Genomic DNA, 23,720 nt, shown 5'->3' on the forward strand with positions numbered 1-23,720 from the left:
GTCTATTAATTGAAATTAGATTATCTACTTGGAGGTATTATATCTATTAAAACCACATTTATTTTTCAATTACATTATATCCCATATCCTTTAAAATTCCTGTTACAGAATTTTCTGGAACTAAGTGAGCGGAGCCAACTAATATGAAGTATGTGTTCTTTCCATCTTTTTTTAGCATCGCATCTATTTTTTTTGCCATACCCTTGTCCCTTTCGCTTAAAAGTGCTTCATTAAATTTTTTAGATTCTTCATCACTTTCAGCAGATAAAATAGATTTCATTTTAGATTTGTCTCCACTTTGCCAAGCATCTAGCAAATTGTCGAGACCTAAATTTATATTTTTGTAGCCATTTTTTTCGATTTCACTTGTTAAAGCTTCAATCATTTTTATATAGGAGGTATTGTCGAAGTTTGCAAGGATATTTGATTGATATTCCATAGATTCAAGTTCTCCTATTTCAATTTTATTTAATAGGCTTAGGCTCATGAAGTAGGATTCAATTCCAAAGCTTGCTCTTGCAGTTTCTCCTGATGGATCAATTGACAAAGTGTTGTAAACAGCCCAAGGTTTAAGCGTTTTTATATCAGCTTCCTCCATTCCAAAACTTTTAAATAAATTTAGAACTCTCAAATAAAGTTCAGCACCTAAATCATCCCTTAAAGTTTTCCCATCATTGTAGTAAATTTTTTCACGCATTTTTTTTGCTTCATCTTTTTTTGACAGATCAATTTCCATAAAAATCTTGTCGGAGGATTTTAGTGCATTTAAAATATTTTTGTCTATTGGGTAAAGAGAAGTATTCCCAAGGTGAATTGATCCAAGCATATAAATTTTATTTTCCTTGTTGTTTACTTCGTAGAAAAATCCCCTAGAGACTTTGTCATTGTCTTGTAAAACTTTATTCACAGCTCTTGAGTATAAAGAGATCATTTCTTCTAGAGAAATTTTTGAATTTAAATACCCTTCATCTTCAGAACCTAAAAATATTTTTGCTTTTTTCAAATTTTTTATTTCAAATTTTTCGTCCTTTAATAACTTTGAAATTGAATTTAAAATTTCTTCACGGGTAAGTTTTTTAAAAGTGAAGTTTCCAGCTGTTTCTATGCCCCTTTCTTCAATTTTTTTCTTTGAAAGTTTATAGCAAGTGTTGGCATCTTCTAATGTTGCGGGTTTCGTAAAGTCTCTTTCATTGAAAAAACCTTTCGCAGGATAAAGCCCCATAAACTGTGCTTCGTTTAGATCCTTTGTAGCCCAAGGACTAAAAATTGGACTTTTAGTTTCGGATAAACTATCTTTTTTAGACTTTATCTCGTGAGCTTCTTTTATTTTTTTGTTTAAAGTATTTTGGTTTTCTTCACTTTTTATACTTTCAGCTTTAATTTCCGTTACAATAGGAGCAGTAACTGTAGCACTTGCAATACTTGGTATTAGAAGTGCTGGAACTAAAACTAAAATAGAAAAAATTTTTTTTAGTTTAGTTAATTTTTTATTTTTATTCAAAACTTCACCTCATATAAAATTCTTTTAAATATTTTAAAAGTTTTTCGTTTGCATCATCATTTAAAACACAAATTCTAAAATAATTTTCATTTAAATTTTTAAAATATTTACAGTCTCGTATTACTATTCCCTTTTCTAAAAGTTTTTCACGAAGTTCTGTAGACTTAATCCCATCTAAAATTTTTATCAAAATAAAATTTCCAAAGCTTTTTTGAGGTTTCAAATTTTTCATTTCTGAAATCTCGTGGAAGATATAATTTCTCCTTGATGTAATAAAATTGAAGACGTGAGAAATATATTCTTTATCAGAAAACATGACTTTGCCACAAATGTCTGCAACAGAATTTATTTGCCAAAGTACTTCTTTATTTTTAAAGTAATTTAAAAAATTTTCATCAGAAGATAGTCCATAGCCAAGCCTAATTCCGGGAAGAGCAAAAAACTTGGATGTTCCACGAACTACTGCAAGATTTTTATAGGAATTAATTAATTTTGTGGAAGAGTATATCGATATATCTGTGAATTCGATGTAAGTTTCGTCGATCAAAATTTTTGCATCTGTTTCTTTTAGAATTTTTTCAATTTGTTCTGTATCTAAAATTGTGCCCGTTGGATTATTTGGATTTGCAAAAACAACAAACTCAATTTTTTCTTCAATAATATTTTTAATAAGCTCATCTAAATTTATTTTAAAATTATTTTTTTCATCTAATTTATACTCTATAATTTTTGAATTTATTTTTCTGAGTTCATTTTCATATTCAGAGTAACATGGCGAAAGGATCATGGAAATTTTTGGAGCGAAAAACTTTATAGCATCTTTTAGAATTTCTGTGGATCCAAGCCCAAGCACGATATTTTTACTATCACAATTTACATACTTTGAAATAGAGTTTTTTAGATCTATGTAATTCACATCGGGATAAGTGGAAAGTAGATTTAAATTATTTTTTAGCTCGTCGAGAGTTTTTTTGCTAGGACCAAGGGGATTTATATTTGATGAAAAATCCATAATATCCTCTATATCAATGTCGTTATTTTTTGCAATTTCAAAAACATTTGCACCGTGACTATTCATTTAAACACCTCTTTTCTATTGTACACTATTTTGTAAAATTTTTACATTTAATATATAATGTTGATTAAGAATAGGGTGGGTGGCTATGAATATTTTTTTAAACGATTACAATGATTTTGGTTCAAAAGAAATCTACAACGAAATAAGTAAAATTTTTGATGAGAAAATTTCTGGATATGGATTAGATGAAATTTCAAACTCTGCACGAGAATTAATTTTAAAAGAAATAGGTAGAGATGCAAATATTGAGTTTATCTCAGGAGGTACTGCTACAAATATTTTGGCGACAACTTTTTGTTTAAGACCTCATGAAGCAGTTTTATCTGCTTCTACTGGGCACATAACTCATCATGAGACAGGATCTATTGAGGCGACAGGTCATAAAGTTGTAACAATAAAAACCTCAGATGGAAAAATAAGAGCAAGTGAAATAAAAGATTTAGTGGAAAATCAACCTGGCGAAATTGATGTAAAAATAAAAGTTGTCTACATTTCACAAACTACAGAAGTTGGAACAATTTATTCCATTGAAGAAATAAAAGAAATATATAGAGTTTGCGTTGAAAAAAATCTTTATTTATACATTGACGGAGCGAGGATTGCTCACGCAATGGCTGCAAATAATACAAAATTATCAGATTATGCAAAATACTCTCATATTTTTTCTATTGGTGGCACAAAAAATGGTGCGCTTTTCGGCGAAGCTTTAGTAATTTTAGAAGAAGATTTGAAAAAAGATTTTAGATACTACTTAAAACAAAGAGGAGCCATGATGGCAAAAACCTTTTTAATAGGTTTGTCTTTTAAAGTATTATTTGAGGATGGACTTTATTATAGAAATGCAAAGAAAGCTTATGAAATGTCAAGACTTTTAGTTGAAGGTCTAAAGGAAATTGGAAGAGAGCCACTTTTTGGCGAATCAAACCAAATATTTATAAGGTCAAATCCAGATGAAATCAAAAAATTAGAAAAAGAAAATATTTTTGAAATAGACAATAAGAAAGATTCAATAATTAGATTAGTTACAAATTACAGGACAACAGAAGAAGATGTGAGAGGATTTTTAAATTCTATTAAAAATTAGGAGGAATTATGTTAGACAAAAATATGACAGTTGAAGCTGCAGCAATGGAAAATCCAAAAGTTTTAATGGAACTTCAAAAGCTTGGTGCAGAATATGATTTTATCGCCTTGGAAAGTCTTGAAGATGCACTAAAATCCCTTGGCGAAAACTACGATGTATTTATTAAAAAAGTTGAAGGACACACTGATTTTAAAGATATGGAAAAAGTTAGAAAGATGAATAAGGAAGAGCTTATAAACTATATTATAAATGAAATTCATCCTCAGGAACTTGAAACTATTGAAAAAATAGATGGTATTTTTAGAGGTGCAATCAAAAAATACTACAGAGAAAGAGGAGAACAACTCTTTGTAATTTACGAAGTGCTTCTACTAATTAAGGCAGAACTTGTTTCACACTTTTCCAGTGAAGAAGAGTTTGAATTTAAAGACTCTTTAGCAGGAAAGAATGTGGATTTCGAAAATCTCATTGCAGAGCATGAAAAGACAATTGGACTTTTTGATAGGATAAAATATCTAACACGCGACTATAAAATGAATGCAGAAGAGCCTGAAGTTAAAGAACTTAACAAACTTATGTATGGCCTTGATGAAGACATGAGAAGACATATTTATATCGAAAACGAAATTTTATTTAAGATGTAATAGAAATTAAGAAGTAAATTAGAAATGGTTTGGCTTTGCTAAACCATTTTTTGATAATTTTAGTTGTATTGTTTCAATTGGGTTGCTATTATTACTTTTCTATAAGTTACCTCTTTATAGTTGTTTTTACAGCATTAAGAATTATTTTGAAATACTTGTAAAAAAATCAAAGAAGTGTTATTATAAAAGCAGAGACACCCCAGAGGGGGTGTAGGAGGTAATATGGAGAAAAAATTTGATGTGAGCGGCATGACTTGTGCATCTTGTGTTGCAAATGTCACAAAAGCTGTGGAAAAGTTAGATGGCGTGATAGATGCAAATGTAAATCTCATGACTAACTCAATGAAGGTAAATTACGACGAGAACAAAGTAAATGACGAAAAAATTATAAATTCAGTGGAAAAGATTGGCTACGGAGCAAGAGTTTCTGGTGAAAAAACTTCAACAGAAAACAAAATAGATAATAGAGAAAAAATTTAAAAAGTAGACTTATTTATTCAACTATTTTTATGCTCGTGCTAATGTATGTAGCCATGGGGCATATGGTAAAATTACCAACTCCTTGGATTTTTCATGGAAGAGAAGGTTCAATAATTTTTGCATTCACACAATTTCTTTTGGCACTTCCAATAGTCTACATCAATAGAGAATTTTTTATTTCTGGATTTAAGGGACTGAAAAACAAAGCACCAAACATGGATAGTTTAGTCGCCATAGGTTCATTAGCGGCATTGATCTATGGTGTTTTCGCCATTTACATGATGGCTTATGGCTTTGGCTATGGCAAAATGGAAATTGTCGATAATTACAGACATAATCTCTACTTTGAATCCTCTGCCATGATTTTAACTTTAATAACAGTTGGAAAATATTTGGAAGAAAAGTCTAAAAATAAAACGAGGTCATCAATTTCAAAGCTTATGGATCTTGCACCCAAAATGGCAACTGTAATTGAAGAGGATAAAGAAATCGTAAAAAACATTGAAGATGTAAAGATTGGCGATATTTTAATTGTAAAACCAGGAGAATCTGTTGCAGTTGATGGTAAAATAATAGAGGGCTCTTCATCCCTCGATGAATCGGCAGTAACTGGTGAATCTATGCCAGTTTCAAAGACCATTGGTGATAGAGTCATCTCTGCATCCATTAACACAACGGGATCCTTTAAATTTGTGGCAGAGAAAGTTGGAGAAGACACGACAATCTCACAAATTATTAAATTAGTGGACGAGGCAAATCAGTCCAAGGCTCCAATTGCAAAATTGGCAGACAAAATCGCAGGAATTTTTGTGCCAGCAGTTTTGATTATCTCCCTAGCAACTTTTGTAGTGTGGATGATAGTAGGGTATGGATTTGAAACTTCCCTCAATTTTGCAATTTCAGTCCTTGTAATATCTTGTCCTTGTGCCCTTGGACTTGCAACGCCAGTTTCAATAATGGTTGCAACGGGTAAAAGTGCGGACTTTGGACTACTCTTTAAAAATGCAGAGGTTTTAGAAAATCTTAGCAAAATAGACGTCATAGTCATGGATAAAACTGGTACTATAACAGAAGGAAAACCAGAAATAACAGATATTATAACTGACCTAAATGAAGAAGAATTTATAAAAATTGCGGCATCTGTGGAGAAAAACTCACAACATCCATTGGCATCTGCCATTTTAAAATATGCTAATGAGAAAAAAATAAAATTAAAGAATGTAGATGATTTTAATTCAGTTAGCGGTAGAGGCCTTAGTGGAAATTTAGATGGCACAAAATATTTTGCTGGCAATAAAGAATTTATGATCGAAGAAAAAATCGACATAAAAGATTATGAAAAAAAAGCAGAAAAACTTCAAGAAGAAGGTAAAACATCAATGTACTTTGCAAATTCAAAGGAAGTTATTGGCATAATTTCTGTAAAAGATCTACCTAAAAAAAGTTCCAAAGATGCAATTGCGTTTTTAAGGAAAATGGGCAAGAAGATAATTATGTTAACTGGAGACAACGAGAAGACCGCAGAGGCCATTGCCAAGGAAATTGGAGTTGATAAAACTTTTGCAGGATTGCTTCCTGAAGATAAAAATAAAAAAATTGATGAAATTCAAAAATCTGGTGAAAAAGTACTAATGATTGGAGATGGAATAAACGACGCTCCATCTCTAGCTAAGGCTGATATTGGAATGGCAATAGGCCACGGCACAGATGTGGCCATTGAGTCCTCAGATGTAGTGCTAATGAGATCTGACCTTTTAGATGTAGTCTCTGCACTTGAACTTTCCAAGGCGACAATAAAAAATATTAAAGAAAATTTATTTTGGGCATTTTTCTACAACACAATAGGAATTCCTATTGCTGCAGGAATTTTATTTCCAAAGTTTGGCATAAAATTATCGCCAATGTTTGGAGCTTTTGCAATGAGTATGAGTTCAGTTTTCGTTGTAAATAATGCCCTTAGACTTAGAAAATTTAAGCCAAAGGGTATAAATTCTGTAGAAAAACAAAATGAAAACATGGAAACTAAAAAAGAAAAGGTAACTACAATAAAAGTTGGTGGCATGATGTGTGAACACTGCGAAAAGAGAGTTTCTGAAGCAATAAAAAATACAAAAAAGGCAAGAGAAGTAGTTGCAGATCACAATAGTGGAGTTGTAAAATTTATTGACGAGGGAATAACACCCAAAGAGATAAAAGAAGCAGTTGAAGATGTAGGTTATGAAATTATTAAAAATAAAGGAGAAGATAATATGGAAAAAATTTTAAAAGTTGAAGGAATGTCTTGCAATCACTGTGTAGCAGCAGTAAAAAAAGCACTAGAAAGTGTCGAAGGCGTATCTGAAGCCAATGTAATGTTAGAAGAAAAAAGAGCAGAAGTAAAACTAGACAAAGAAGTTTCATCTGACGAGCTTGTAAAAGCAGTTGAAGATGCAGGTTATTCTGCAAAATTAGAAAAATGAGAGCAGAAAGAGATGTGCAGCTTAGAAAATTAAAAACTGTTCGAGGACAAATTGAGGGACTTATAAAAATGGTTGAAGAGGATAGATATTGCCTAGACATTTCTAACCAACTTATGGCATCAATTTCCATTTTAAAGAATATTAACAAGGATGTCTTAACAGTACATTTAAAGGGCTGCGTTAAGGAATCTTATGGCAAGAGCGAAGAAGAAATTGAAGAAAAAATTGAAGAAATAAATAGCATAATAAATAAGCTTTCAAAGTAGGAGTTATTTATGAAAAAAATAGCAATTTTATTTATTGCTTTGGCTTTTTTAACATCTTGCAAAAAAAGCAAAGGCTATGAAATAAAATTTAGATCTGGAGAAAGCTATAAATTTGAAGAGTTATCTGTGAAAGTAATTGACGATGAAGAAAAAATGACTACAAGAGAAATTTTTAATAGCCTTGATGACAAAGATCAAGAAAAGATGAAAGAAATAATAAAATTACTTGAAAAATGTGAAGTTGTCGATGGAGGATACGCTTACGACTCAATACCAGACCACGAGTCTTTGTTGCTTGAATTTAAAAACAAAAAGAATGAGGACATGATTTATATGTATGATACCAAAAGAGATAGAAATACAAAAAAATTCCACTACACATTTTCAGGTAGTCTTGGAAAATACGATAGTCCAGCAATTTTTTCAGACGAAGATTTAATTTCAAAGATAAAAAGCATAGTATAATAATAAAATAAAAACAAAGAAAAATCACGGTCTTTTTTATGCCGTGATTTTTTATAGATTTTTTACCAAGTGCAAAGTCCTGTCTTTTCCTGTATTTTCCAAAGTATTCTCATAAAAAATCTATTTTCATAAAAATTTTCTAAATGTAAAGTATATTCGCCGTTTTTATTATTCCAAATTCTAGAAAAATACTCTTCCATTTCTCTTGGCAATGTAGAATTTTTTTCCATTTCCACAGCCAAATTTGTTTCCAAGTTAAAATTATCTAAATTTCTCCTTGTGTAATTAGCACTTCCAAGTATTGCAAGGGGATTTTTGTCCTTAAATTTAAAATAAATAAATTTTGTGTGAAATTGTTCACCAGAAGTTTGATACCAGCGAATATTTATGTCTGGATAATCTTCCTTTAATTCAGAAAGAGCAGGTCTATTTGGTGTCCCATTTTTTTCAAGACCAAAGGCATCTTTATTTAGATCGGCGATAATTTTTACATATGCTCCACGCTTTGAAGCTTCACCTAAATCTTTTAGAATTCTAAATTCTGAAAGATAAAACATTCCAAGATTTATTTCATCGCCTTTTTTTGCATCTCTTATATTTTTTGATATTTCTTCATAAATCTTTCCCTCAGTGATAATTTTTAATTTGTAAGGTGAAGTTACTTCTTCTGCCTTAAAATTTTCTATAACATTAGGAAGTTTGTTGAAAAATATACTTTCGGATTTAATTAAATCTTCCATAGATTTGCCGCGAAAGACCATAGCAACATTAGAATGGTAAGCGCTTGGATCATGTGGATTTGCTGATGCAACTAAGGCTTCTTTCTCAGAAATTACCACTTTTCTGTGATTACCTTTAAAGTTTGCGAGTTTTAAAATTGATCTAACATTTACTTTTTCTGCATCTTTGTCAAAAAAGTTTTTGATAAAGCCACCGCCAGATGTACCAAACCACTTTACATAGGCTCTGTAACCGCCAGATATTAACACATTGGAATCACGCATTTTATTCAAATCTGTAACAACAACATAAATTCCATTTTCACGAAGTTTTTTTAAATTATTTTCTTCATAGGCGCCGTAAAAATTATTTATAGGATCTGTAACAAATAAAATTGGCATCTCTGGATTTTCTTTTTTCTTTACAACTAAAAGATCGGTCATTTTTTCTACTTGATTAGGGAAGTTCATAGAATTGTCGTATTCATCATTGAATAGGAAAAAATCAATTATTAAAAATTTTTGAGCATTCTTTATAATTTCCATTTCACGATTAAAAATTTTTTGCTGGTGAAATCTCTTTCCATCTTTCAAATAAGTAAGATCGTATAAAAACTCACAATCGGCAGGCTTAAACTCGCTGGATATATTAGTACCAGATGGGTTTTTTGTATTTAAACTATATAAAATCGGCACAAAAATAAGCAATAAAACAATTAGAATCATAATTTTCTTTTTCTTTTTCAAAGTTATCTCCTTTAGATTATTATAGCAAAACTTATGAATTAATTTGTAAAAAAATATAAAAAAGTTAAAGTTGACAAGTGTTATGTGGTGTTATATACTGTTATACAACGAGGAGAATGAAATGAAAATTATTTTGGTAAATGGATCTGCAGTTCCTCTTTATGAGCAGATAAAAAATGCAATTAAAGAAAACATTTTAAAAAATTCTGTGGCTGCTGGTGAACAACTCCCTTCAGTGAGGACTCTTTCCAAGGATTTAAAGGTTAGCATTTTGACAGTTAAAAAAGCTTATGATGAACTTGAATCTGAAGGATTTGTTGAGTCTAGACAAGGTCTTGGCACCTTTGTTTCTAGAAAGGACTCTGAAGTAAAAAGAGAAGAATTACAAAAAAAATTAGAAAAACACTTACAAGAGGCTATAAATTTGTCGGCAGAGTTAAATTTAGATAAGAAGACAATTATAGAATTATTTGAATTTTTATATAATGAGAGGGTGGACTATGATAAATAAAATTGAAGTAAAAAATTTAAAAAAGAATTATGGCAGCTTTACTCTTGGACCAAATTCTTTTGGAATAAAAAAGGGATTTATCACAGGTTTTATTGGCAAAAATGGAATGGGCAAGACTACTACGATAAAGTCATTGCTGTCATTAATTAATTATGAGGGAGAAATTTTTGTTGATGGAAAAGATTCAAAAGATTTAGATTATCTTCAAGATGTTGGAATAATTATGGACGATTCCTTTTTATCTAAAGATTGGAATATTTATCTTGTAAATGAAGCAATGAAATGTGGTTACAAAAATTGGAATGAAGAAAAATTTTTTGAATATTTAAATCAATTTGAAATTGAAAAAAATAAAAAGATCAAAGAACTTTCTCGAGGAATGAAAATAAAACTTATGTTTTCAATTGCTCTATCCCATGGCGCAAATCTTTTGATTTTAGACGAGCCAACAAGTGGACTTGATCCAAGTATGCGTGATGAACTTACAGATATGTTAAAGGAATTTGTGGAAGATGAGAATAACACAGTACTATTTTCAACTCACATAACAGAAGATTTAGATAGAATTGCCGATTACATAATTTTTATAGATAGAGGAAAAATTATTGACGACTGCAGTAAAGAAGAATTTGAAGAAAGGTACTTTGTATTAAAGGGTGGAGAAGAAGATTTAAAGCTACTCGAAAAATATGAAGTCCTTGGCATAAAATCAAGCTCAACTTACTTTGAAGCACTTGTGAAAAACATTACAGAAGAAAATATTTCTGAAGGATTAATTGTGGAAAAGCCAGATATAAATAAAGTTTTAGTTCTATATGGGAGGAAAAAATGAAAGACATTAAAAAAATAATTAAGTTAGATTATATTTCTATCAAGCCCTATTTTACTTTAAAAAATTTAGCAATAATGGTTTTTTTGTATTTATTTTATTGTTATTTGAGCAAAAATCCAATTATTGCAATAGCAATGCCAATTTTTTTTGCAATAATTTACTCATCCTATCCCTTCTTAGTTGGAGAAGAAGCTGGAATTGACGGGCTTTATAAAATTCTAGGACTAAATTATAAAAGTGTTGTGAGAGGAAGATATTTATTTTCCTTAGTTTTATTTGTTATAAGTATAATAATTGGAATGATTTTTTCTATTATAACATTATTTTTTGTGGAAAAAATCGATATAAAAATAATATTTCCAAACATAGTAGCATATCTCATAATTTATATAATTTTAATTTCATTTCAATACCCACTTTATTTTAATTATGGATACAAAAAAGCAAAAACATTATCATTTTTTACTTTCCTTGCATTTGGAGTTTTGTCTTTTGCCACAGTCTATCTTAGGGATAATATAAAAGGCATGCTAATATTTATGACTGAAAATAAATTTTTTAGCTTGCTAATAATAGCATTGATTATTTTAGTTACAATTTCTACTTCGGTAAAGATATCAGAAAAATACTATAAAAAAAGAGAGTTTTAAAAACAAAGTATTTTTCGATGTCAGATATATTAAGAAAAAATTTTAATGGTCTTGTAATATCCATAGATAAATAATTTTTCAATAAATTAAAAACACAAAAGGACACTAGTGAATTACCTGAATGATGTAAAATCGTGAAGAAGAACAATAATATTGAATTTTAACATGCGGTCTGTATATATAATAGTTTAAAGATCTTTTAATTTTTTTAATTTTATGATTATTATACCAATAAATATATCTTTTTATTTCTTCAGCTAATCCACTGATAGAATCCATATAAATTGTGTAAAAAAAAGAAAAGGTCACTTAAAACCTCATAACTTGTACAATGTGTTAGTATAAAACAAACAAACCAAGAGAATTAAATGACCAAGTACATTTTTCAATTAATACTGAAGAACTTTATATAAGACTTAAAAGCATAAACTGTTTAGAAAGGCTTAATGAAAAGATCAAAAGACTAGAAAAAGTAATTTACATAATTCCAAATGCTAAATCAGCTTATCGTTTAATAGATACCTATATGGATACAAATGAAGAATGACTATAATCTGTTAGGTAATAATAGATATGTGACAGAAAAATAAAAAAAATAGGAAGCCATCTGATAATATAAGATTAACAACAAACAAATTATCAGACAGAGAGACCTCCTATGAAAATAATTATAACAGAAGAAATGAAATTTCGTCAAAGGGTAGTAGAATATGCAATAAAACAAGACAATAATGCAAAAGCTGCAAGAAGATATGACACAAGTAGACAACAAGTTCAAAGATGGCGAAAAAAAATATGATGGAACAGTCCAATCCTTAGCAAACAAGTCCAGAGGCTCTATGTCAAATATTGGGGAGACTCGTTAATTCGAGTCTCTCTTTCCATTAAAAAATCAATACTTAGGCGCTATTAGAATATCAAAACTAAAATAACTAAAAAATTACTAAAAATAGGTATAGCAAACAAAACCCCTAGGGGTTTTGCAAAATTTTCCCGTTTTCATATCATTACTTACAAGCAAACATGATTCTCTTTCTAAACAAATTGAAATTTTTCATACCAAAACAATTTCTTTTTAAAGTCTTTATCTTAGTATGAGTACCTTCAAGTGGACCATTAGACCAAGGATAATCAAAAGAATTACATATCTCATCAAACCAGTTATTAAAAGCAGTGATACAAGATTTAAATTCTTTTAAATCAGATTCTTCAGCTCTTCTTATCCATTCCCTTAAAGATTTAGATGCTCTAACTCTATTGGGTTGACTTAGAACATATTGGTAAAACAGTTCCTTTAACCTATATGCTAACTTCAAATCGTTGTTTAAATCAAGCATTAAAGAAACTTCTTTAGCTTGTTCAGTTGTTAAATTAGAAGCAGGTTTTGTAAGTAGACTCCTACTTCTCTTAAAATACTTTCTAAGCTTAGAAGAAATATCTTTTTGAATCCTCTTTCTAACATTCTCTAAAGCCCATGAAACTTGTCTTATGAAGTGATACCTATCAACAATATGGATAGAAGTTTTAAAGAACCTATTCTTAACAGACTTAAAGGTATTGGACATATCACTTACAAAAAACTTAACTTCTTGTCTCTCCTTGTTAGGAACTTTTTTAAAGTATTTAAACAAAAAGTTCTTATCCCTAGTAGGCAAAATATCAATGACAGAGTGCTTATCACCATTAAGAAGAGAAGTTTGATACTTAATATTTCCACTATCACCTTTAAACTCATCTATACACAATACACTTGAAAGTTTTGCTCTTGAAACATATAAACAATGTAAAATTCTCAAAACAGTATTAGAAGAAACATTATACCTACTAGCAATAGAAGAGCTAGAATGAAGTTCATTAAATTCAGCAACAATAGCAAAAACAAGCCTATAAGTCATAGTGTGACCCTTAGCAATAAAATCAAGTTCTCTTTCAAAACGACAACCACAAGACTTACAATCATACCTAGTCTTCTTTAAATGAATAAGACATTTCTTACCATGAATATGAGTATCCTTAATCTTTTGAATCCTATGATCATGAACCCAAATCTTTGTAGAACCACAGTGAGGACAAGTATCCATCTTTGTAACAGAAGCATAAATGTGAACAAATTCCTTATCCTCACAAAAACTATCAAAAATTACATCTTTAAAACCCAACAAATTCATGTTATTATTATTTTGCACTTATATGCACCTCCTAACAAAGTTTGTTGTTATTTTAAGTTTAGGACTAAATGCGTATAAGTGCAATTTTTTTTGCATAAAAATATCTGTTAGAGATTTACTCCCCAACAGATATTATAGAGCCGAAAAAACAAAACGATACACTGTCATTAACTAATTTTACACTAGTTAATAACACAATTCAACTAAGATTAAACTTTAATACAGAAATATATATCCAAGATGATGTAAAACTAAGACTTGTAAAAAATATAATTGAAAGGATGAATTTATCAGAACTTAAAAAAGTCTATTCACATTTTGGAAGAAAAACAGTTGTAAATCCTGTAACAATGCTCGAAATACTAATATTCTGCTATTCAGAAGGAATGTTTTCATCAAGAGAAATAGAAAAAGCTTGTAAATATGATTTAAGAATTAAGTATCTACTAGATACAGAAAAAACACCTGACCATAGCACAATAAATAGATTTAGACAAAAAATAGTAGAATTAACACCGGATCTGCTCCATCAAATGGTCCAAATGTTAATAGAAGAAAATCAAATAGATCTATCAAGTATATACATAGACGGAACAAAAATAGAAGCCTATGCCAACAGATATAGCTTTGTATGGAGAGGAAGCATTGAAAAATATCAAGAAAAACTTAGAATAAAAGTCGTAAAATACTTAGGACTTAATGAAAATTCAACAGCAGAAGAAGTCCTTGAAGTAGTAACAACAGTTTTTAACCAAACGGCAAAAGAATGTGCAGATAAAAATATAGAATTTGTATATGGACAAGGAAAAAGAAAACACCAACTCCAATGAAACTACGAAATGCTAAAAGACTGGAAGGAAAAACTTGAAAAATACAAAGAACATTTAGAAATAATGGGAGAATATAGAAATCCTACTCAAAAACAGACCATGATGCAACCTTTATGAGAATGAAAGAAGACCATATGAAAAATGGGCAACTTAAAGCGGCATATAACGTACAACTAGCAAGTGCATCAGGCTTTATCATAGGAGAAAACATATCACACAATCCAAGTGACATGTATACATTAAAACCATTCCTAACAAATCTATTAGACAAATATCCAAACAAACTAAATAAAATAGTAGCAGATGCAGGATATGAAAACGAAGAAAACTATGTATTCTTAGCAGAAAAAGGATTAGACTCATACATAAAACCATCAAACTATAAAAAATCAAAAACAAGAAAATACAAAAAAGACATGGAGTTTAGAAAGAACCTAAAATATGATGAAAAACAAGACAAGTACACATCACCAGAAGGAAAAGAATTCATAAGATGTAAAGACAAACATACAAAAAAGAAAAGTGGATACATATCGACAACAAAGATATATAGATGCTTTGATTGGAATACAAATGGACAAAAAACAAAAGGAATCTATATATCAGAAACCTTTCAAAAACATAGAGAAAAATCCTTAAAAAATATAAGACCAAAAGAAGGAATAGAAGAAAGAATAAACAGATTGATCCAAACAGAAGGAGCATTTTCTAAAATAAAAGATGGATTATCCTATAATAGATTTCACCATAAGGGAAAAGCGAATGTAATAAGTGAAATAAATCTTTTATCAATATCCTTAAACCTAAATAAATTAGCATCAAAAATAACAAAAAAAGACTTAGAAATCATAAAATACAAAGCTGCTTAAGAAAAAATTTTTTCAAAAGTATAGCTTTATTATGTGTCCCCATTTTTAAGGGAAATTGGAAAAATCTATCTAAAAGATTTTTTTAAATCGGAAAATATAATGGCTAAATTCAAATATTTAACAAAAAAAGTGATGAGCAAAATAGAATTGTCTATTTTGCAACATCACCTTTATCAATTTTCCTTACAAAAAGATATTAAATTATTTTCCAGCAATACCTTCAAGTCCCTTGTCAACAAGAGCTTGTTTTTCTGGATCAATTTTTGGTGTATCCATTGTGAAAGAATTGTCTACAACTGTGAAATCAAAGTAACCAAGTCTTGCTATTGGTCTAATTTTGCATACATCTACCTTGTCTCCATCAGTGATAAATTCATCTTTAATGTGGATTCCTACAACTTCTCCAATTATAATATCAATTGTGTTAATTGTGTCAATACCTGGTAGTCTAATTGTTTGAACGTATTTGATTTCATATTGAACAGGAGATTCTTTAACTCTTGCAACGTCAACAATTTTTGAACTAACTTTTTCAAGTCCACAGTATTCAAATTTGTCTTTAAATCCTTTAGGTAATTTAGCAATTGAGGATTTGTTCATTGCTTCTGCAAGATCTTCTGAAACCATGTTGTAAACAAATTCGCCAGTTCTTTCAATGTTTTTAACAGTATTTTTTCTATCATCAAAAACATTTTGATTAGCTGAAAATAATATTAGTGGTGGGTCAAAAGTTAAGTTAGTAAATTGTGAATATGGAGCAATATTATCTGTTCCATCTATATTTTTTGTAGAAATCCAACCAATTGCTCTTGGGATTGTACATGATTTAAATGGATTCTTTTTTAATCCGTGATTATTTTTTTTAGGTTCGTAAAACATAAATTTCTCCTTTTAAAGTTTTATTTTATTATTAAATATGCGATAGGTGTTGTAATTAAGAAACAAAATACAGTTCTTTCAAACCATATTATAACTAAATCTTTAATCGATACCTCTATTTCAGAAGCTACAATTGTAGGAATTGTAGTTGAAAACATAATTACTTGTGCAACGCTCATTACAGAAATTATAAATCTTGTAACAATAGGTGCTTTTGTTATTACCATTACTGGTAAGAACATTTCTGCTAGTCCAAGCATTGCCGCTTTAGCCGCTAACAATGGATCAGGTATTCTAAGTAAAAGTGTAACGGGGTATAAGATGTATCCAAAATAGTCAAATACTTGTGTGTAATTTGCGATTATAAGTGCAATAAGTCCAATAGACATAAAATTTGGAAGAACTTCAAAAACTAAATTAAATGAATCTAACACATTTTTTGTAGTTCTTGGTATAATTGGACCTGCTTCTTTACAAAGTGTAAGACCTTCGTTAAGAGATGCAAAAAATAAATTTCCTTCCAATTTTTCCTCAGAGTAACCTTCTTTATTTTCATAATACTTGTTAGATGCTGTGGAGATTGGTGGGATTCTTACAGTTATTGCACTTAGTGTAAAAGTAACAAAAAGCGAAACAAACACATACTCACTCCAATAAGCCATTAAATCTGTTGTATTCGCAATAACAATTAAAAATGAAATAGCAACTGTAGTAAAGCCAGTTACTACCGCTATTGCTTCTCTTAGAGTATACTTTCTCTCTTTGTATAAATCATCTGTCATCATAACTCCAACAGCAGTTGATCCCATAAAAGCTGCTACTGCAATTACAGCAGTTCTACCAGGAGTTTTCCAAATTGCTCTCATTATAGGTCTCAAAAAGTTTCCTATAAAGTCTATAAAGCCATAATCCATTAAGAAAGTAATAAAAATTGCTGAAATTGGAATAAGTGTACCAACTTGAATTGCTAGCGAGTTAAATAAAAAGGGACCGTGGTCATCCCTTGCCACTGCTTCAGGCGCAAAACCTGAAAATAAATAAATTGTAAAAAATGCTCCCGCAAGTTTTGTAATAGAAAAGACAACTGAAACTTTATCTTTTCTCCATGTTCCCTTTACAAATGGTCTTATTGCTCCAAGCATAATTATTATAAAGGCATAAGCTGTTGTAAATTTAGGAAAAGTGTTGATAAAAAGTGAAATAACATATTCTAGTGGAATAGTTGAAGATCCATTCACCTCAATTGGTGTAAAAAATGCAAATATTCCAATTGCACTTAATAGAATAAACTTTATTAATAATTTGGGATTCTTATAAAGCTTTTCTTTAGATATTGTTTTTTCGTTCATAGATTCCTCCTTTGATTAAATAATATCCTTTTCCAAAATTAAAATATATGGAATATATTGCTTTTGATTTTAAAATTTTTGCTTTATAATGTAATTATGATAAAGCAATTTATATAGGTGGGAAAAATTTTGGAGAACAATTTACTTTTATACGATATTATTACAAAGGAGTATATTCACAACTTAATATATGGAGATTTATCTAGAGCAAAATTATTTAAGTCTACATTTAAAGAATATGATTTTGATTTAAATACGAACTATATAATTACTGTTATGTACGATGATTTTTGGAAAATTTGTAGAAACAGAGATAATCAGTATCGCTATAATATTAAGAAAAAACTTTTAGATTATACGCGAGAAATTCTTTTAGATTTTAAAACTATTTCCACGACTTTGACTGGGACTGATAAAATAATAATATTTTTGGATTGCCAAGAACGTGACGAAGATAAAGCGTATGAGCTAAGTGAAGTTGTTGCAGAAAAAATCATAAATGGGTTAAAGAAATATATAAGTCATACAGTTAGCATAGGCATAAGTTCCTATTGCAAAAGCAATAAAGACATTGCAAGAGGATACGAGGAGTCCTTTAGCTCTCTTGAAAATATTTTTGGCGAGGGTAGAGGAAAAATTTTAAGACCGCGTGCAAAGAATTTAAGCATAAACAAAAATTACAAATCGAAAATTGATAAAAGAATTTACGGATTATTAATAAAAATAGGTTTTCAAGATAAAGAAGGTTCTTATGAACTTATTGACATGATGTTAGATGAAATGATTATAAGAAATATGACAGAGGAGTATATAAAATCTAACGTAATAAGACTTATAGTTGAAGTTATAAATTATTTTAACAGAGAGCATTCAAAATCTAATTTATCTGTTATTACCATAAAAGGAATAGAAACCATAGTTGATGCAAATAACATTTCTGATATAAATAGTACACTAAAAAAAGTAGTGAATTTAATATGTTCTAATTTGGAAAGAGAGGATGAACACGAACTTGCAATTAATAACGCAAAGGCATATGTGAAAAAATATTATATGGATGACATTAATCTTGATCAAATTGCAATGGTGGTAGGTTATAGCAAGAGTCACTTTTCTAGAATGTTTAAAGAACATATTGGCATAAATTTTTCAAAATATCTCATAAAAACTAGAATTAATAATGCAGAAAAACTTATAATAAATTCCGACAAGCCAATTTATGAAATTTCTATAGATGTTGGTTTTAATGATTACTCATATTTTTCAAAAGTTTTTAAAGAGAATTACGAATTAAGTCCAAAAGAGTATAGAAATAAGTTTAAAACAAGTAGTTATTCTGTTTCTAAATAATATAAATTCATAAAGTCATACATAAGGGGCTGTTGCAAAAGTCCCAATAAATAAAAAGACGAGAAAAATTTAAAATCCCCGGTTTTTTGATATAATTGTATTCATAGAGAGTGTCCTTTCTTTTTATATTTGGTTAATTAATTATATAGGATATCTCTCTATTTTTCTTCTATTTGGTTTCACATCAATTGTAACGCTACACTTGAAACTCTTTTATATTAAAATATTACTTTTCTGTTTCTTAGAGCTATGCTAACTTTTTTGTGCAAATAAGTGTACTGACTCCTAAGTCCGAACAAGGATTTAAGAGGTCAGTACAGAATTCACAATCTTTAGTGTTTTTTATTATGGATAATTTTACAAAACTATTTAACCAAGTCTAAAAATTTTTCCATTGATTTTGTTAGAATGGCATTTTTACGATAGATTACAGTTAAACTCCAAGGAAATTTAGGGTTTTTAAGACGAATGAATCTTGCATTTTTAGAAATATATTTTTCCACCAGTGGTCTAGGTAAAATTGTAACACCTTGGTTATTTGCCACCATTTCCAACAACATATCCCATTGATCATTTTCAAAAATTATATTCGGTTTAAAACCTGCTCTTTTACACTGTTCTACAAAAACACCATTGTATTGAAATTCAGAAGTTACTTGAATAAATTTCTCCTCTGAAAGAGTGGAAAAATCTACTACTTTTTTATTTGAAAGGTGATGTTTTTCAGAAACTACTAAAACAGCCTCTGATGTATAGGCGATCTTTTTAATAAATCTGTCATCTTCAAAGGGCTCAATGACAATACCAAGATCTAATTCTCCAGCTAATAATTTTTCTTTCATATGTATGGATGTTATTGAAAAAATATTTAGCTCTATATCAGTGTATTTTTTGCGATACTCATTTATTAAACTGAAAAAATAAATACTACCAGAAGTTGGCGGTAGTCCTAGATTAAGTGGAATATTCTGCCTATTTATTTTATTAATTAAAATTTTCTCCTTTTCCTCATAGTAATCGATAACATCTACTGCAAAATCATAGAGTAGTTTTCCGCTTTCTGTTAGAACAAACTTATGATTTCCAGGCTCGTGAAGGGGAGTCTGCAATTCCTTTTCAAGACTTATAACTGCCTTACTTATTGTAGATTGACTTATAAATAAATTTTCTGCAGCTTTTGTAAAACTCTTTGTTTTCGCAATTTCAATAAAATAGCGTAGATGATTTACTATCATAAGAATCCCTTTTCTTTCTTTCCTAAGAAGGCTTATAAATCACACTATTATCCTATCATAAATTTTAATAAAGGTACAAAAAAAGGACCGTCATTTTAGGGTAACCATATTTAGACAGTCCTTCTTAAATCACCAAATCTTATACTTTTCCGCCTGTCTAGTTAACTCTTCTCTAAAATCAGGATGTGCAATTTTAATGAGTTCATTTGCTCTTTGTCCTATATTAAGTCCTCTAAGCCATGCTACTCCATATTCTGTAACTATATAATCTGTGTCATTTCTACTCGTTGAAACGGCTGAATTTTTTGCAAGATATGGAACTATTTTAGAGTGCAGAACCTCGTTACCATTTTTATCCTTAGTACTATAGGTAGAATGCATTGCTAAAATGGACTTTCCACCTTTTGATCTTTGTGCACCCATGACTGTTTCAGATTGTCCACCTGTACCTGACCACGGCATACCATTCACGGTTTCTGATGCTGCTTGACCATATAAATCTACTTCAAGGGTTGCATTAATAGAAACAAAATTATCAAGTTTTCCAATAGTATATGGATCATTAGTATAGGTGCAGGATTTAAAAATCACTGAAGGATTATTATCTAAGAAATCATATAGATTTTGACTTCCCATTGTAAAGGAACAAACTGAGTATCCTCTATCAATAGTTTTTAAAGAATTGTCCACCGCTCCACATTTTATTAAGTCCACCATAGTTTCTGTAAACATTTCTGTATGAACACCAAGATGTTTTTTTGTTTTCAATTCATTTGCAACTGCATTAGGTATATTTCCAATTCCAAGTTGAATAGTTGAACCATCATCTATAAGATCAGCAATGTATTTTCCTATTACTGCATCTTTTTCAGTATATGGCACTAGATTTGAAATTGGAATGGGATGATTTGCCTCTACTATTGCCTCTACCTCTGATATATGTACTAAAGTATCTCCATAGGTTCTTGGAAAATTAGGATTAACTTCCACAATTGTAAATGCTCCATTATTTATTAAATCCCTCTCATAAATGGCACTTACAGATAAGGTCATATATCCCCTCTTATCCATAGGAGAAACTGTACAAATTACTACAGGTCTCCAGTTTTCATATTTGCATCTTTGTAAAGTCTTTCTCAAAATAGAAGTAGAACTTTGTGGAACAGGACTTACTAACTTTTCTTCGTAAGCTTTTCTTAAAGCACCAGACATAAACCATGCATTATGATCTAATATACCTTTCATCTCTTGGTCGTGAAAATAAGGATAGTCCCTTAGTGGTAAACAAGTATTAAGATGAGCTCCCTTTACTCCGGTATTTTTTAAATGGGTAAGATTTGACATAATTTCAATAGGTTCTGCTGCAGCTTGAGCTGAAAAAATATAGTCTTTATCTTTAATCAACTCTAAAGCTTCTTTTGCTGTCATTACTTTACTTTTATACATTTCTTCGTAATTCATAACTTTCTCCTTTGTTTATTAATAATATTCTCTAAAATTTCATTGAAAAGTTCTGGTTGGTCCATAAAACTGGCATGACCTGCGTCTTCAATTGGAATAAGAATTTTTTCACGTTCAAAATATTCTATACTCTCTTCTCCCGTAAAGAATGGCACAACTAAATCCTTCTTACCATGAATCCAAGTTACAGGACAAACTATATCTGAAATTTTACCACTTCCTTCAACTACTTTTTTTTCGTGAGTTATATTAAATTGACATAAAGCTACACTAATATCTACAAAACATCTTTCTTTAATAATTTCCTTCATATAGGCATTAAAATCCTCTTCATTAGGCGGATATAGATTGAAAATAGTATTTCCCCAAATATTGTGAAGAAAAGCTGTGTTTTTATTTTCGATTGCCCTAGTTATAGGAATCATTATTGCAGGGTCCTTTATGACATCTTCTCTTTTATACAGAAATTCTCCATCTATAGGAGTAAGGTCTTCAGTTCTCTTGGGTAGTAAAAATCCATTTACTCCAACAGAAGCAAGAAGAACTAGATGATTTACTTTGTCTCTATAATTTGCTGCAAGTTCTAGGGCAGTTCCCCCTCCTGCACTCCAACCTACTACCACTCCATTAGAAATTTTCATTTCATCCATAAATAGCGCAACATCATCTGCCCAGTCCTTAATTTTAATATGACTATTTTTATAGGTTGACTCTCCAAATCCTGCCATATCTATTGCCACAATATACGCCCTGTCTTCAAAATCCTTCATTAGATGTTCATAAAAAAGAGATGAGCTTTGATTTCCGTGAATTAAAATTAATGTAGGCTCCTTTTCCTTTAAATCTTTTCCAGTTTCTCTATAGGCAATTATTTCTCCATTGCTAATTTTCTTTTTATTTACTTGATAGATCATTTTATCCCCCTATTTTTTGCCGGTTTCTGGAAGTAAAAATCCACCTATTACGAAAGTTAAACTCAGTAGAACTGCACAGTTAATACTAAACTCATAAGAACCTGTTTTATCAAAGGATACTCCAAAGAGATAGAACACTATAGTTTCAATAATATAGGATAATGCCCAAAAAAAGCCCATAACTACAGTAAGTCTTGCAGGTGTCATACCATGAAGTTCTTGTGGAATTGTAACTAGTGAAGTCATTGGAAGGAACATAAAAATTCCAATAGATATTGCTGCTACAATAGCAAGTGTTGGATAAGAGGTTTTAACCATCAAATAAGCACTAGCAGTCATAATAGAACCACAAATAATAATGACAGGTTTTCTCTTATGGTATTTTTTGAAAGAACAATAGCAAAAAGTGTTCCTATAATTCCACCAATACCTGTAAGAGCACTTAATTTAGATGTAGTAATAGCAGCACCCTCTATTCTAGGGAAGAGTTGAAGAAGTGTTAAATATAGTATTAATACTCCCGAATAAGAAAATGGAAGTAACCAAGTTACCTTATCCTTTAGAGTATCACTAATAGTGTAATTAATCTTCTCTTCATTTGTTCCAGTCTTATTAAGTTCAAAATCTTCTCCAAAAATCGACCAAAATATAAATAGCAGTCCTGAAATTGCTGTAAAAAAGCCCATACTCTTTTGCCAAGTTTTCATTATCTCAATTACCGGCTTAACAATAAGTAGAGCAAGAACTGCTCCAAAATTATATGCAACTGAATTTAAAGCATTAATAGTAGGCTTTTGTTCATCTGTAAAATAATGAATTACAACAGGAGCAAAATATATTACAAATACTGCGCCACCAAAGCCCATAACAAATCTACCTAGAATAAACATTAAATATGAATTGGAAAATACTGCTAATAGACTTCCCACGAAAATCAACCCACCTCCAATGGCAATGGACTTTTTCGGTAAGAGTTTATTTAAAATTCCAGCTGCCAAAAAATTACCAATAATCTTAGCAATCGTTACTGCATTAGATACAAAGGATGAAGACGCTGCCGAATCCACTCCGAAAAATTTTGCAATCTCTGCAGTTAGCGTACTTCCCGCAATCCAGTTTACAGCAAAAAATGCATAGGTAAAAAACAATATTCCTTCAATAACATAGGCTCTCCCCATTGCTCTACTTTTTTCATTTTCCATAAATTTGCTTTCCCCTTTCGCTATAAT

General features: G+C 30.0%; 22 protein-coding genes and 2 pseudogenes. 13 read left to right on the plus strand and 11 right to left on the minus strand.

Going from position 1 to position 23,720, the window contains the following annotated elements:
- Window positions 1–58: 58 nt before the first annotated feature.
- Both BIV18_RS05935 and BIV18_RS05940 read right to left on the minus strand, forming a co-directional pair.
- Window positions 59–1,501, minus strand: a complete 1,443-nt coding sequence (locus BIV18_RS05935; RefSeq protein ID WP_075659735.1) for a TraB/GumN family protein — start codon at window positions 1,499–1,501, stop codon at window positions 59–61.
- A 4-nt stretch (window positions 1,502–1,505) separates the two neighbouring features.
- Window positions 1,506–2,579: a pyridoxal phosphate-dependent aminotransferase gene (locus BIV18_RS05940; protein WP_075659736.1), complete on the minus strand. Its 1,074-nt coding sequence runs from the start codon at window positions 2,577–2,579 to the stop codon at window positions 1,506–1,508.
- Between the two features lie 85 nt (window positions 2,580–2,664).
- On the opposite strand from BIV18_RS05940, the gene BIV18_RS05945 reads away from it, so the two are divergent.
- From BIV18_RS05945 to BIV18_RS05965, 5 genes and pseudogenes are all read left to right on the plus strand, one after another.
- Window positions 2,665–3,663, plus strand: coding sequence for a threonine aldolase family protein (locus BIV18_RS05945; protein WP_075659737.1), 999 nt, complete (start codon window positions 2,665–2,667; stop codon window positions 3,661–3,663).
- Between the two features lie 8 nt (window positions 3,664–3,671).
- Window positions 3,672–4,307: a hemerythrin domain-containing protein gene (locus BIV18_RS05950; RefSeq protein ID WP_075659738.1), complete on the plus strand. Its 636-nt coding sequence runs from the start codon at window positions 3,672–3,674 to the stop codon at window positions 4,305–4,307.
- A 222-nt stretch (window positions 4,308–4,529) separates the two neighbouring features.
- A pseudogene (locus tag BIV18_RS05955) lies at window positions 4,530–7,246 on the plus strand (heavy metal translocating P-type ATPase).
- Window positions 7,243–7,512: a metal-sensing transcriptional repressor gene (locus BIV18_RS05960; protein ID WP_075659739.1), complete on the plus strand. Its 270-nt coding sequence runs from the start codon at window positions 7,243–7,245 to the stop codon at window positions 7,510–7,512. Before BIV18_RS05955 ends, BIV18_RS05960 begins: the two are co-directional and overlap by 4 nt.
- 9 nt (window positions 7,513–7,521) lie before the next feature.
- Window positions 7,522–7,977, plus strand: coding sequence for a hypothetical protein (locus tag BIV18_RS05965; protein WP_075659740.1), 456 nt, complete (start codon window positions 7,522–7,524; stop codon window positions 7,975–7,977).
- Window positions 7,978–8,039: 62 nt separating this feature from the next.
- On the opposite strand, the gene BIV18_RS05970 is transcribed toward BIV18_RS05965, so the two are convergent.
- Window positions 8,040–9,443, minus strand: coding sequence for a phospholipase D-like domain-containing protein (locus BIV18_RS05970; protein ID WP_235860802.1), 1,404 nt, complete (start codon window positions 9,441–9,443; stop codon window positions 8,040–8,042).
- Between the two features lie 121 nt (window positions 9,444–9,564).
- Here BIV18_RS05970 and BIV18_RS05975 point away from each other — a divergent pair, with 121 nt between their 5' ends.
- From BIV18_RS05975 to BIV18_RS05995, 5 genes and pseudogenes are all read left to right on the plus strand, one after another.
- A complete protein-coding gene (locus BIV18_RS05975) occupies window positions 9,565–9,954 on the plus strand; it encodes a GntR family transcriptional regulator (protein ID WP_075659741.1) in 390 nt (129 codons plus the stop codon).
- The gene (locus BIV18_RS05980) at window positions 9,944–10,786 is read left to right on the plus strand and encodes an ABC transporter ATP-binding protein (RefSeq protein ID WP_075659742.1); all 843 of its coding nucleotides are present in this window, start codon (window positions 9,944–9,946) and stop codon (window positions 10,784–10,786) included. The genes BIV18_RS05975 and BIV18_RS05980 overlap by 11 nt, the downstream gene beginning before the upstream one ends.
- On the plus strand, window positions 10,783–11,436 hold the full coding sequence (locus tag BIV18_RS05985) for an ABC-2 transporter permease (protein WP_075659743.1): 654 nt from the start codon (window positions 10,783–10,785) through the stop codon (window positions 11,434–11,436). Before BIV18_RS05980 ends, BIV18_RS05985 begins: the two co-directional genes overlap by 4 nt.
- A gap of 382 nt (window positions 11,437–11,818) precedes the next feature.
- Window positions 11,819–11,983, plus strand: a pseudogene (locus BIV18_RS11435) (transposase); the annotation flags it as partial.
- Window positions 11,984–12,094: 111 nt separating this feature from the next.
- On the plus strand, window positions 12,095–12,235 hold the full coding sequence (locus BIV18_RS05995; RefSeq protein ID WP_075659744.1) for a helix-turn-helix domain-containing protein: 141 nt from the start codon (window positions 12,095–12,097) through the stop codon (window positions 12,233–12,235).
- Window positions 12,236–12,443: 208 nt separating this feature from the next.
- On the opposite strand, the gene BIV18_RS06000 is transcribed toward BIV18_RS05995, so the two are convergent.
- On the minus strand, window positions 12,444–13,604 hold the full coding sequence (locus BIV18_RS06000; RefSeq protein ID WP_083635506.1) for an ISL3 family transposase: 1,161 nt from the start codon (window positions 13,602–13,604) through the stop codon (window positions 12,444–12,446).
- Between the two features lie 281 nt (window positions 13,605–13,885).
- On the opposite strand from BIV18_RS06000, the gene BIV18_RS10765 reads away from it, so the two are divergent.
- Together BIV18_RS10765 and BIV18_RS10770 are read left to right on the plus strand one after the other, a co-directional pair.
- Complete coding sequence (locus tag BIV18_RS10765) at window positions 13,886–14,434, plus strand: transposase (RefSeq protein ID WP_202968683.1); 549 nt, start codon at window positions 13,886–13,888, stop codon at window positions 14,432–14,434.
- Between the two features lie 119 nt (window positions 14,435–14,553).
- Window positions 14,554–15,303, plus strand: coding sequence for a transposase (locus BIV18_RS10770; protein WP_202968684.1), 750 nt, complete (start codon window positions 14,554–14,556; stop codon window positions 15,301–15,303).
- A 201-nt stretch (window positions 15,304–15,504) separates the two neighbouring features.
- On the opposite strand, the gene BIV18_RS06010 is transcribed toward BIV18_RS10770, so the two are convergent.
- Window positions 15,505–16,182, minus strand: coding sequence for a flavin reductase family protein (locus tag BIV18_RS06010; RefSeq protein WP_075659745.1), 678 nt, complete (start codon window positions 16,180–16,182; stop codon window positions 15,505–15,507).
- Between the two features lie 20 nt (window positions 16,183–16,202).
- On the minus strand, window positions 16,203–17,531 hold the full coding sequence (locus BIV18_RS06015) for a YjiH family protein (protein WP_075659746.1): 1,329 nt from the start codon (window positions 17,529–17,531) through the stop codon (window positions 16,203–16,205).
- Between the two features lie 129 nt (window positions 17,532–17,660).
- Between BIV18_RS06015 and BIV18_RS11345 the strand changes: the two genes are divergently transcribed.
- On the plus strand, window positions 17,661–18,881 hold the full coding sequence (locus BIV18_RS11345) for a response regulator transcription factor (protein WP_075659747.1): 1,221 nt from the start codon (window positions 17,661–17,663) through the stop codon (window positions 18,879–18,881).
- 365 nt (window positions 18,882–19,246) lie between these two features.
- Here the strand turns inward: BIV18_RS11345 and BIV18_RS06025 are convergent, their stop codons facing one another.
- The 5 genes from BIV18_RS06025 to BIV18_RS06040 all read right to left on the minus strand — a co-directional run bounded on the left by BIV18_RS06025 (window position 19,247) and on the right by BIV18_RS06040 (window position 23,693).
- Window positions 19,247–20,116, minus strand: a complete 870-nt coding sequence (locus BIV18_RS06025; protein ID WP_075659748.1) for a LysR family transcriptional regulator — start codon at window positions 20,114–20,116, stop codon at window positions 19,247–19,249.
- A gap of 129 nt (window positions 20,117–20,245) precedes the next feature.
- The gene (locus BIV18_RS06030; RefSeq protein WP_075659749.1) at window positions 20,246–21,577 is read right to left on the minus strand and encodes an acetyl-CoA hydrolase/transferase family protein; all 1,332 of its coding nucleotides are present in this window, start codon (window positions 21,575–21,577) and stop codon (window positions 20,246–20,248) included.
- The gene (locus BIV18_RS06035) at window positions 21,574–22,491 is read right to left on the minus strand and encodes an alpha/beta fold hydrolase (protein WP_075659750.1); all 918 of its coding nucleotides are present in this window, start codon (window positions 22,489–22,491) and stop codon (window positions 21,574–21,576) included. The genes BIV18_RS06030 and BIV18_RS06035 overlap by 4 nt, the downstream gene beginning before the upstream one ends.
- A gap of 9 nt (window positions 22,492–22,500) precedes the next feature.
- Complete coding sequence (locus BIV18_RS10985) at window positions 22,501–22,830, minus strand: hypothetical protein (RefSeq protein ID WP_235860803.1); 330 nt, start codon at window positions 22,828–22,830, stop codon at window positions 22,501–22,503.
- Window positions 22,827–23,693 (minus strand): MFS transporter, encoded by an 867-nt coding sequence (locus tag BIV18_RS06040; protein ID WP_235860804.1) that lies wholly within the window; start codon window positions 23,691–23,693, stop codon window positions 22,827–22,829. The genes BIV18_RS10985 and BIV18_RS06040 overlap by 4 nt, the downstream gene beginning before the upstream one ends.
- Window positions 23,694–23,720 lie beyond the last annotated feature (27 nt).

Source organism: Peptoniphilus grossensis, assembly GCF_001940285.1.
Classification (GTDB): Bacteria; Bacillota; Clostridia; order Tissierellales; family Peptoniphilaceae; genus Peptoniphilus_A; species Peptoniphilus_A faecalis.